Origin of the sequence: Paraburkholderia sp. UCT31, assembly GCF_014397655.1 — a bacterium.
Classification (GTDB): domain Bacteria; phylum Pseudomonadota; class Gammaproteobacteria; order Burkholderiales; family Burkholderiaceae; genus Paraburkholderia; species Paraburkholderia tuberum.
Map to the genome: position 1 here is coordinate 17,036 of NZ_VZQP01000078.1, position 11,039 is coordinate 28,074.

Below are 11,039 nucleotides of genomic sequence, written 5' to 3' on the forward strand. Positions count from 1 at the left end.
GGCCGCTAGCGATTAAACTCAATCACCTGCTAAAGCCTCGACGCTAGCAATCAGCTCGCGCTCCTTGTCGGCGTGATGCACCAATTCCTGTATCGGTTCAGCCTGCTAGCGCCGGGCATAACAACGCCGAACTTCTCGTACTCGCAGGGATGCGCGCCGGTGCAACGGCGGACACGGTAGGCGCCGCCGAAAATTCCCGGACGACTTCGCCAATTTGAGTGCCTATCCTTCTCACTGCGACTCGATGGCCGTTGACGAGTGCATCGTAGCCGGCCGATACGGGCTGGCTGACTATGCTGCGGCAGGTCAATGTTCGTGAGTCGTTCGACTTGCGTACACTCCAGGTGACGTCAAGCAGCGCGTGTGAGCCCGGCCACGATTCAAAACGCTGCACGTCGACGGAGACCTGATACGTGCGAGCGTCCTCGGCGTGACCCGGCTGGTACGTGTCGGGGCCGCCCGCCTGTCGAGTCGCGGCCGCGAGCAGCGCATTGCGGATCTCGTCTGCAAGCGGCGATGCCCAGCGCTCGTCTTCCAGAATCCTGACGCGCGCCGCATCGACCTGTACGACGAACTGGCTCCTTGCGACTGAAACCGGCACCTTCACTGTGCGCATGTCGATCCGGAAGGCCGGACTGACCGTAACGTTTGCGCGCGTCGGTTCGCTGTCAGTGCCGAGGGTATAGAAGCGGGCCGGCGGGGAAGCACAGGCGCTCAGCGCGGCCAGACCCATGACGGTCGCAATACGGGCGATCGCGCGCCACACGCGGGATTGGATCAGTTTCATCGTTGGTCTCCTTTCTTGCCGAACAGGAGCGCCTGGGGATGACGTTCCAGATAATCGGCGAGCGCATTGAGGGATTGCAGGGTGCGCGTCAGTTCCTGCATCGCATCCTGGATGTCCGACTGCAGGGGCGCGGTCTGCCGGAGCGTCGTTTCGGCGGTACTGAAGGTTTTCTGCGCGGCCGCCAGGGTGTCGCGGGCTTGCGGAACGACCTCTGTGTCCATGTGCCCGAACAGCTTGTTGGCGTTTTCAAGTGCGCCGTTAAGGTTGGCTCCGATCTTGTCGAACGGCACCTGATTCAGCTTCCTCGCAATATCGGCAATCTGCACCTGAAGTTCGTCGAGGGTGTTAGGCACAGTCGGCAGTTCAATAGGATTGCGATGAACATCGACGCTCGCCCGAGGCGCTTTCGGAAACATGTCGAGCGCCACGAATAGCTGGCCTGTCAGCAGGTTGCCGGTTCGCAACTGACCGCGCATTCCCTCCATGACGAGGTTTTGCAGCAACGCATGACCACCCTGCGAGTTCGGAGCCGGTAGCGCTTCGTTGGAGCGCCGGCTGAGCCGGTCGGGATACAGCGCCAGCGATACCTTCATGCTGAAACTCTTCTCCTTTTCGTTATATTCGATACCGATGTCCGTCACCTGCCCCAGCGCGATGCCTCGAAGGTCGACAGGAGCGCCGACAGACAGGCCGCGCAGCGACTGGTTGAACCGCATCACGACATTGAGCGGCGCGCCATCGGGCTCGCGCATCGCGTCCGACTCGTCCGATGCGAGTCGGAACGCCGCCTTGTCAGCGGCCGGTTGTCCGGCGTCCTGACCCGGCGGCGACTGGAACGCCAGGCCTCCGACGACCACCGTCGCCAGAGATTGTGTATTGAGCTTCAATCCATTCGAATCGAGACGGAGGTCAACACCGCTTGCGTGCCACCACCGTGTATTGGTGCCGACATACTGGTCAAACGGGGCATTGACGAAAACATTGACGATGACACCGGTGCCGTGCGGATCGAGCGAGAAGCCGACCACCTGGCCTACCTGGATGCGATGGTAGAAAATCGGCGCGCCGATATCGACGGAGCCCAAGGAGTCGCCCCTCAGCGTATATTGATGCCCCGGCTGCCCGGACGTGACGATCGGCGGACTTTCGAGGCCGACAAATGTGGTTTGCCTTTCCGAAGACTTCCCGACGTCGACACCGATATACGCGCCGGAGAGCAGCGTACCGAGGCCCGAGATGCCGTTAGCGCCCACGCGCGGGCGAACCACCCAGAAGCGCGTGCCGCGGCTTGCGAATTTTTCTGCCTGTTTGGTCAGCTCGATCGTGACGATGACGTGCTGCAGGTCCTTTGACAGCGCGACCGCCTGTACCGAGCCGATCTCCACGTCCTTGTATTTGACCTTCGTTTTGCCCGCCTCCATGCCCTCAGCGTTGCCGAACGTGACCGTCACTGTCGGTCCCTTGTCGGTGACGGATTTGACTACCAGCGCCACACCGATCAGCGCACAGATGAGCGGCACTAACCAGATGAGGGAGGGAATCCAGCGTTTTCGCGGCTTGATGTCAGGTCTGGGTGGCGTGGGAAGATGCATCGCTCGGAGAGTAGTTCGCAAATGTGAGGTTATTTAGGAGTGCGGACGCCGCTAGAACGGTATTCGTTCATCGCCGTGAACCACGCGCTGGCCCGCAGCGGACGTTGTCCCAGATCAGCCGCGGATCGAATTGATGCGACGCGAGCATGGTGAGAATCACCACCGCGCCGAAAGCCAGCGCGCCCGGACCGGCAGTGACAACCGCAAACGAACCGAAATGCACCAGCGCGACCGTCAGTGCGACGACGAAGATATCGAGCATCGACCACCGGCCAACGCACTCGACGAGCCGATGCAGCCTCGCGCGTTCGAGCGGCTGCCAGTCCGGACTGCGACGGGCCGCTACGATCTGCAGCGTGAGAATGGCGAGTTTGAGCATCGGCACCACGACGCTGGCTACGAACACGACGACGGCGAGCGGCCAGTCGCCTGAAGTCCAGAAGTACGCCACGCCGCCGAGGATCGTGTCGTCCTCCGAGTGGCCGAGGGATGACGCGTGCATGATCGGCAACAGATTCGCGGGTATGTAGGCGAGCGCGGCGGCAAGAACCAGACTCGACGTGCGCGTCACGCTATCGGGATGGCGCGTGTGCAGCACCGATTCGCACCGCGAGCAGCGCTGCTCTGACGACGCCGCGATGTGCTTCTGCACCAGTCCACAGGTATGACAGGCTACGAGCCCGGCGCTGCGCGCCGTCATATGCGCCGCCGGCGCGGGCTTCAGGCCGAAGAACGTCGGGGCTCGCGCGGTGCACCTGCGCTTCACTCTGGTCCAGCGGATCTCAGCGGGTTGTCGAAACTTTATTTCGTCCCGCGTCGACCAGAGCACGCGCGGGTCGAAAGTGGCGAGAAACGCCAACATCAACGTGAGTGCACCGAATGCAAACAGTCCTGGCCCAGGGATCACCTGCGCCATGCTGACCATTTTCACGATCGTGATGACCACGCCGAGCATGAACACTTCGATCATGCCCCATGGACGGATGAGCTGCACGACGCGAAGCATTCGATTGAAATGACGTACTACCTTGCCAAGGCGCAGCGGAACCAGCACATAGAGAAGGGCGAGGAGTTCGATCAGCGGAAACAGGATCGCCGAGCAAAAGACCATCGTTGCGACGATGCGCATGTGGCCCGTCCACAACGAGCGCACCGCGCCGAATAGCGTCGCCGCCGACGTCATACCGTTGGTCTGCAGTTGTATGACCGGGAAAGCCTGCGCAATACAGAATGTGATCAAAGCTGCAACGGTGAGCGCACCAATCCGGTCGAGCGGCACGCCCGCTCCCTGCGTTCCTTCCAGGCCCGCACGGCAGCGCGAGCAGCTCGCCGTCTGCCCGCCCCGCAGCAGAGGCTTGCGAAACAGCAGATCGCACTCGTGACAGGCGATCAGTTTCTTATATTCCATACAGGGAACTGGACAACCTGAGGTTCTGGCGCGTTCGATGCACGTGAAGTCCGGCTTGACCTTCCCGTGCGTGGGCGCATTCTGATTTCGGATAGAAAACGACTGCTCCGATACCCGCCGGTACAGTCGAGGAAGAGCGGCCTGAACGGCAGGTCGCTCTTCCCGTCTTCATCGACACGCGATCATTGCGCCGACGCTGTTTGCGGCTGGCCCGGCGGCAGTTCGCCCATCGCCTGGAACAGTGCGACGGTATCGTTCATGCGCTGGCTTGCCGCGCGCACGGCGCCGATCTGTGCGTTGAGAAAGCGCTGCTCGCTGGCATACTGTGCCGTCGACGGCAGCGAACCCATGCGGCGGCGCGACGCGGTATCGTCGAATCCCGCCTGCGCTGCCTGTGCCGCTGCTTCAGTCGACGCGAGTGTCTGTGCGTCGTTATCCAGCGCGGCAAGCGAATCCGCGACATTCTGGAACGCCGACAGAACGGTGGACTTGTAGTTCAGCACCGCCGCATCGTAAGCATCGATCGACGCCTTGCGGTGCGCGAACAGCGCGCCGCCATGGAAAATCGGTTGCGACAGGCTCGCACCAATGGCCCAGAGTCCGCCCGCTCCTGAGAGCACCGCGGGCCAGCTAAAGCCGCCGCGGCCCATCGAGGCCGTCAGCGACAGGCTCGGAAAGAGCTGCGCGGTCGCAGCGCCGACATCGGCGGCAGCGGCCTTCACGGCGGCGTCGGCTGCCTGAACGTCGGGGCGCGAACGCAGCAGGTCCGACGGCACCACGACGGGCACGTGTTCGGGCAACGTCAGGCTGTCGAGGTCGGGAACGGCCGGGGCGTTGTCCGGCGTGCGGCCCATCAGCACCGCGAGCGCATGGATGGTTGTGGCGCGCTGCTGGCGTAACGCAGGAAGACTCGCCGCAGCCGAAGCCGCATCCTGCGTCGACGCAAGCGCCTGCGCACGCGAGACCGAGCCGAGCGCGTAGCGGTGCTGGTCCTCGTCCGCGGCCGTCCTGGCCACGGCGACGAGCCGTTCGGTGAGCGCGATCTGGCGATCGAGTGCCGCCACGCTGATCGTCGTACCGACGATGTTTGCCGCCAGCGCGCGCCGCGCCGCCTCCAGTTGATACGCCTGCACGTCTACGCGAGCGGCGCTGGCCGCATTCGCCGAACGCGTCGCACCGAACAGGTCAAAGGTGTAGGACGCGAGAAACTGTCCGGCAAAAAAGTTATAGCGAACCTCGCTGGGGCCAATGCCGGGCACAAGCGGTGAACGCCCGCGATCGACTTGTGCGACAGCATCGATTGAAGGCAGCGTCGATGCGCCGACCTGGGCGCGCAGCTCCTGCTGCGCGGCTGCGAGCGTCCGCTGCGCAGCCCCGAGCGTGGGGCTGTTGCGCAAGCCTTCCTCGACCAGTGCACTCAGCGCGTCCGACCGGTAAAGCTGCCACCATTGCGGAACGCCCACTGCGCCGATATCGAACTGCTGCGCCACGCCGCCCGCTGCGACGGTCTTCGCCGGCTGTGCCTCGGCACCGTAGTGCGCAGGCGAAGGCATCGCCGGGGGCGCGCCGTTCGGGCCGAACGTGCAGGCCGTCAGTGCGATGGCCACAGCCACGGCCATCACGGATGTCTTGTAGGCGAAGCTCATCATCAAACCTCCATCTGCTCGGCGACGACCGGTTGCGTTCCGCGCTCGTCGTGCCGGACCCTGAAACACGCCGCGTACAGCGCGGGCAGGAAGAACACGGTCAGTACCGTCGCAATCGTGATACCGCCCATCAGTGCGGTCGCCATCGGACCGAAGAAGCCCGAGCGCAGCAGCGGAATCAGCGCGAGGACGGCGGCGGCGGCCGTCAGCATGATCGGCCTGAAACGCCTTATCGTTGCGCCGATAATCGCGTCGAAGCGCGGCTGCCCTGCCGCGATGTCCTGATCGATCTGGTCGACCAGAATCACGGAGTTGCGCATGATGATGCCGAACATGGCAATCACGCCCAGCAGCGCGACGAAGCCGAAGGGCTTGCCGAACAGCAGCAGCGCGGCCACGACGCCAATCAGGCCGAGCGGCGCCGTCAGCACGACGATGAAGGTCCGCGCGAAGTTCTTGAGCTGGATCATCAGCAACAGCAGCACGGCGATGATCATCAACGGCATTTCGGCATTGATCGACGTCTGGCCCTTCACGCTTTCTTCGACCGCGCCGCCCACCTGAATGCGATAGCCGACCGGCAGCCTGGCGGTTTCCGCCGCGAGCGCACGTTCGATGTCGTGGGTCACGTCGATGCCCTGCGCGTCGCCGCGCACGTCCGCCTGCACCGTGATGGTCGGCTGGCGGTCGCGTTGCCAGATGACGCCGTACTCGAGCGTATTGCGCACGTGGCCGAGCGAACCGAGCGGCACCGGGCCGTGGGGTGTCGGAATCGCGAGGCTCGTGAGTTGCGCCGGATTGACACGTTCGCTCTTGGGCGCACGCAGATCGACGTTGATCAGCTTGTCGCGCTCGCGGTACTGCGTCACCGTGTAGCCCGATAGCGTCATCGCGAGGAAGTTCGACACATCTTCCGACGTGACGCCAAGCTGGCGCGCGCGGTTCTGATCGATCTCGAACGAGATCGAGCGCTCCGCCGGCTCGTCCCAGTCGAACTGGACGTTGCGCGTGCGGGGATCGGCGCGGACCTTGTCCGACACCGTCTGCGCAATCGATCGGACGGTCGCGATATCGTCGCCGCTCACGCGGAATTTGATCGGGAAGCCGACCGGCGGACCATTCTCGAGCCGGGAGACGCGCGCTCGCACGCCGGAGAAGTCCTTCTCGAGCTTGCCGTCGAGCCAACGCATCAGTTCCTCGCGGTTTTCCACGCTTTTTGCGGTAATCACGAACTGCGCGAAATTCGGCTGTTGAAGCTGCTGGTCGAGCGTCAGGTAAAAACGCGGCGCGCCGGTGCCGACGAAGTCGACGAAGTGGTCGATCCCGGCTTTGCCGTCGAGCACTTTTTCCAGGCGCTTCGCTTCACGCAGCGTCGCTTCGAACGAGGCGCCTTCCGGCAATCGCAGATCGACCAGCAGTTCCGGCCGTTCCGAGTTCGGGAAGAACTGCTGCGGCACGCGCGTGAAGGCCAGCATGGAAATCGCGAAAAGCACGACGGTGACGCCGAGCACGACCCAGCGACGCTCGACGCACCACGCAACCCATCCCGACAGGTGCCGGTAGAAGCCGGTGTTGCCGATTTCATGCGGATCATGGTGTGCACCGCCGGGTTGAGGCTTGCGTTCCGGCAGCAGGTGATAACCCAGCAACGGCACCAGCACGACGGCCGCGAACCACGAAACGATCAGCGCGATGGCCGACACTTCGAAGATCGAACGCGTGTATTCGCCCGTGCTCGATTTGGCGAGCGCAATCGGCAGGAAGCCGCATACGGTGACGAGCGTGCCTGTGAGCATCGGGAATGCAGTGCTGGTATACGCGAACGCTGCCGAGCGCGCCCGGCTCCAGCCCTGTTCCAGCTTCACCGCCATCATTTCGACGGCGATGATCGCGTCGTCGACGAGCAGGCCTAGCGCGAGCACGAGCGTACCGAGCGAGACCTTGTCCAACCCGATATTGAAGATGTGCATGCAAAGCGCCGTCACCGCCAGCACGATCGGAATCGTGATCACGACGACCATGCCGGTGCGCAAGCCGAGCGAGACGAGGCTCACGACCAGCACGATCGCCACCGCTTCGCCAACCGATTTCACGAACTCGTCCACCGAGTGCTTGACCGCGTGCGGCATGCTCGAAACCGCCGCGAGTTTCAGACCCGCCGGCAGCGTTGCCTGCAGTTCGGCGGCTTTTGCGTCGAGCGCCTTGCCGAGGTCGATCACGTCGCCGCCCTTTTGCATCGTCACGCCGATGCCGAGCACCGCCTGGCCGCCGACGCGCATCTGGGTCGCCGGCGGGTCGTCATAACCGCGTGTGACCTTCGCGATGTCGCCCAGCCGGAACGTGCGCTTGTTGATGGTGATCAGCATGTCGGAGAGCGCCTGCACATCCTTGAGCGCGCCGCTCGGCCGCACGAACACGCGGTCGTCCGCGGTCGTGATGGTGCCGACGGGCGCCACGGCATTCTGTGCGTCGATCGCCTGCGCGAGCTGTTGCGGCGTGATCGAAAGCCGCGTGAGCTGCGCATTCGATATCTCGACGAAGATGTGCTGATCGGGGTCGCCAAAATAGTCGACCTTCGCCACACCGGGTACGCGCAGCAGGACTGTGCGCAGCTTGTCAGCGTAGTCGTGCAGTTGCGCCGGCGAAAAGCCGTCGCCTTCAAGCGCATAGATGTTGGTGTAGACGTCACCGAATTCGTCGTTAAAAAACGGGCCGACGGTTCCCTTCGGCAGCGTCGCGGCAATGTCGCCGACCTTCTTGCGCACCTGATACCAGGTGTCCGGCACTTCCTTGACGGGCGCGGAGTCCTTCATGGCGAAGAAGATCATCGACTCGCCAGGCCGCGAGTAGCTCTTGATGTTGTCGATGTTCGGCGCGGCCTGTAGCTGGCGGCCGATCCGGTCCGTGATCTGTTCCTGCACCTCGCGCGCACTCGCACCGGGCCAATAGGTCTTGATCACCATCGTGCGGAAGGTGAACGGCGGGTCCTCCGACTGAGCGAGTTTCGTATAACCGATCACGCCGAAAAGCGTGACGAGCCCGATCAGAAAGATCACGAGCTGCTGATGACGCAGCGCCCAGGAGGAAAGATTGAAGCTGCCTTCGCCAGACTTGTCTGCCCCGGAAGACGGGACAGGCGCGCTCTCGCGCACGGGTTCTTGGTCACGGGAGTTCATGACGGGAAATCCTCCCGATGCAGGGGCGCCACCACCTGCACGTGCTGGCCCGTGCTAACGGCGTGCACACCCTGCACCACGACGCGGTCGCCGTCGTGGAGGCCCGATGCGATGGAGACCGTGCGCTCGTCGTATCGCTGCACCGTCACAGGACGCAGCTCGAGTGTGTCGGTGCCGGTACGCACCACCCAGACAGCAGGGTTCTCGCCCTGATGAAAGAGCGCCGTCACCGGCACAGTGAACGGCTGTGCGCCCGACGCGTCACCGACGACATCGAACGCAACGGTGGCCGTCATGCCGAGGCGCACTGCAGGGCTGGGCGCGTTCAGGGTGAGCTTGACGCGCCAGGTGCGGCTTTGCGGATCAGCGCTAGGCGACACCTCGCGCACGCGGGCCTCGAAGGTCTTGCCGGGTAGCGCCGGCAGCGTTACGCGCGCCATGCTGCCGACTGTCAGCGAGCTCAGCGTGCGCTCGGGCGCGTCGCAGACGATGTCTACGTCGCCCGTCCAGTCGAGGTGATAGATGGATTGGGTTGCCTGAACGTTCTGGCCCGTGTCGGCGTCCTCCGAGGTAATCACGCCGTCGTGGTCCGCTGTCAGCGTCGCATAGCGCAGATTGTCCGAGGCGAGCGCCATCTGGGCGCGCGCCGAGTCGCGCTGCGCAACAGCGGATGCGTACGCGTCCTGCGTCTGTTCGAGCTGCGCCGGTGCAATCAGGTTTGCCTGCGCCTGCGCCTGATCGCGATCGAGCTGCTGCTTCGCGTAGACGAACCGGTGTTCGGCGGCATCGAGCTGCGCTCGCGCGTTGGCCAGGTTACTGCGCAGATCGGTCGGGTCTAGCAGCGCAACAACCTGTCCCGCCTTGACGGCGTCGCCGAGGCGAACGCGCCGTTCGATGATCTTGCCGCCCACTCTGAACGAAAGCGCCGTGGAGTAGCGCGCCTGCACCTGAGCCGGCAGCGACGCACTTGCCGTGCGCCCGTCAGCGTGGACGGCCAGGGCGACCACGGGCTTCGGCTCTGGAGCGGCGGCTTCGCGCTGGTGGCATGCCGCGAGCATGACCGCGCAGCAAGCCGCAAGCACCATGCGTGCGCACTGCGGAGATTGGACGAGGGAAGGTAAGAAGCGACGCGCAGGCGCCTGCGCGATAGGGCCGGAATGTTTCACGATGTTCACAAGACGGGTGATAACCCTGGTAAGAAAGTTTCCCGATGCCGTGCAAACCCGAGTGCCAGCAAGCACGGTTCGCTATCAGCGCGGACGCATAAAACAAGCTTCGTTGATACGTTAGTCCTACTTATCGACGTGCATGTCGGTACTTGCCATCTCGATGTGCCTCCACGCAACCAGTACGTGGGGCAGCGCCCGTTCATGCCTAACGCCCGGTGATCTGCGGGTCTGTCAGTTCCGGCCGAGGACTTGGGATCGACCGCTAACGGAATTTTTTCGCTCCGTCGGCATCGTTGGGTCCTTCGTACGTCCGGTTGTCGGCGTCGAGGGTGAGATTAGACCCAATACTGAGTATATTGTCAACTATGACATAAAAATCTAGAATACGGATATCGAATATCACGACTACGAAGCCGACATGCCACAAGCCCCCACACCGCGCGCGAGCCGCGGACGCTCTCTCAAGGCGCCAAGTGCGTCCCGCGACGCGATCAATCGAAGCTATCCGCGCGGTGCCCGTCGCAAACGCGAGACGCGCGCGCGCCTGCTCGACGCTGCGCTGAAACTGGTGGCGGCCAAGGGTTTGAGCTCCGTCACCATTAACGAAATCACCGAGGCAGCCGACGTCGGGTTCGGCTCCTTCTATAACCACTTCGAATCCAAGGAAGGCATCTTCACGGCGCTCATCGAATGGCTGTTCGAGGAATTTGCGGATACGCTCGATCGCCTCGCCGCGGGGTTGTCCGATCCAGCGGAAGTGATCGCCGTCTCAGTCCGTCACACGCTCCTGCGGGCCTACCGCGAGCCAGTGTGGGGACAACTTCTCATTCGCGAAGGTTTGTCGCCGCGCCTGCTCAGCAGGGGTCTCGGCCTGCGCCTGCTGCGCGATAGCGAGAAGGGCATTTCAGAAAGGCGCTTTGTGATCGCGGACCGGCTCATGTCCGTTATCACCGTGATTGGCACGGTGCTCGCGGGAATTGCCGCCGAACTGCAACTGGCCAACTCGTCGAAGCGGACCGTTCGTGCGCGAAAGGTGCTTCGCTCGAAGGAGGACAAGTTTGCCCAGCGAACCGCCGCCATTGTGTTGCAGGCGTTCGGTCTCACACGTGTAGAGGCCGAGCGGATCGCGCGACGTCCACTGCCCACCGTTCCCGATGCTCCGACCTTGCCGTGACAGTGCAACTAGCGCGGCGTTTCCGCGCCATCGCAGGTGCGGCCGCCCGGTGCGGTGTGGGGTGTGTCTCTTATACACAACTGACGC

At 63.5% G+C, this 11,039-nt stretch carries 7 protein-coding genes; 1 reads left to right on the forward strand and 6 read right to left on the reverse strand.

Annotated features, from left to right (window positions below; all coding sequences use genetic code 11):
- Positions 1-97: 97 nt before the first annotated feature.
- The 6 genes from F6X40_RS37505 to F6X40_RS37530 all read right to left on the reverse strand — a co-directional run bounded on the left by F6X40_RS37505 (position 98) and on the right by F6X40_RS37530 (position 9,694).
- On the reverse strand, positions 98-787 hold the full coding sequence (locus F6X40_RS37505; protein WP_187631348.1) for a membrane integrity-associated transporter subunit PqiC: 690 nt from the start codon (positions 785-787) through the stop codon (positions 98-100).
- Positions 784-2,379 carry an intermembrane transport protein PqiB gene (locus F6X40_RS37510; protein WP_187631349.1) on the reverse strand — a complete coding sequence of 532 codons (1,596 nt, stop codon included), beginning with the start codon at positions 2,377-2,379 and terminating at the stop codon, positions 784-786. The genes F6X40_RS37505 and F6X40_RS37510 overlap by 4 nt, the downstream gene beginning before the upstream one ends.
- 67 nt (positions 2,380-2,446) lie before the next feature.
- The gene (locus F6X40_RS37515; RefSeq protein ID WP_187631350.1) at positions 2,447-3,787 is read right to left on the reverse strand and encodes a paraquat-inducible protein A; all 1,341 of its coding nucleotides are present in this window, start codon (positions 3,785-3,787) and stop codon (positions 2,447-2,449) included.
- Between the two features lie 182 nt (positions 3,788-3,969).
- Complete coding sequence (locus F6X40_RS37520; protein ID WP_187631354.1) at positions 3,970-5,433, reverse strand: efflux transporter outer membrane subunit; 1,464 nt, start codon at positions 5,431-5,433, stop codon at positions 3,970-3,972.
- Positions 5,434-5,435: 2 nt separating this feature from the next.
- Positions 5,436-8,609, reverse strand: coding sequence for an efflux RND transporter permease subunit (locus tag F6X40_RS37525; protein ID WP_187631351.1), 3,174 nt, complete (start codon positions 8,607-8,609; stop codon positions 5,436-5,438).
- Complete coding sequence (locus tag F6X40_RS37530; protein WP_184068544.1) at positions 8,606-9,694, reverse strand: efflux RND transporter periplasmic adaptor subunit; 1,089 nt, start codon at positions 9,692-9,694, stop codon at positions 8,606-8,608. The genes F6X40_RS37525 and F6X40_RS37530 overlap by 4 nt, the downstream gene beginning before the upstream one ends.
- Before the next feature lie 502 nt (positions 9,695-10,196).
- On the opposite strand from F6X40_RS37530, the gene F6X40_RS37535 reads away from it, so the two are divergent.
- Positions 10,197-10,952: a TetR/AcrR family transcriptional regulator gene (locus F6X40_RS37535; RefSeq protein ID WP_187631352.1), complete on the forward strand. Its 756-nt coding sequence runs from the start codon at positions 10,197-10,199 to the stop codon at positions 10,950-10,952.
- Positions 10,953-11,039 lie beyond the last annotated feature (87 nt).

Bases quoted from the DNA above. Each gene is read 5' to 3' on its own strand.
- F6X40_RS37510 (WP_187631349.1), bottom strand. From the start codon at position 2,379: ATGCATCTTCCCACGCCACCCAGACCTGACATCAAGCCGCGAAAACGC.
- F6X40_RS37520 (WP_187631354.1), bottom strand. From the start codon at position 5,433: ATGAGCTTCGCCTACAAGACATCCGTGATGGCCGTGGCTGTGGCCATC.
- F6X40_RS37535 (WP_187631352.1), top strand. From the start codon at position 10,197: ATGCCACAAGCCCCCACACCGCGCGCGAGCCGCGGACGCTCTCTCAAG.
- F6X40_RS37505 (WP_187631348.1), bottom strand. From the start codon at position 787: ATGAAACTGATCCAATCCCGCGTGTGGCGCGCGATCGCCCGTATTGCG.
- F6X40_RS37525 (WP_187631351.1), bottom strand. From the start codon at position 8,609: ATGAACTCCCGTGACCAAGAACCCGTGCGCGAGAGCGCGCCTGTCCCG.
- F6X40_RS37515 (WP_187631350.1), bottom strand. From the start codon at position 3,787: ATGGAATATAAGAAACTGATCGCCTGTCACGAGTGCGATCTGCTGTTT.
- F6X40_RS37530 (WP_184068544.1), bottom strand. From the start codon at position 9,694: ATGGTGCTTGCGGCTTGCTGCGCGGTCATGCTCGCGGCATGCCACCAG.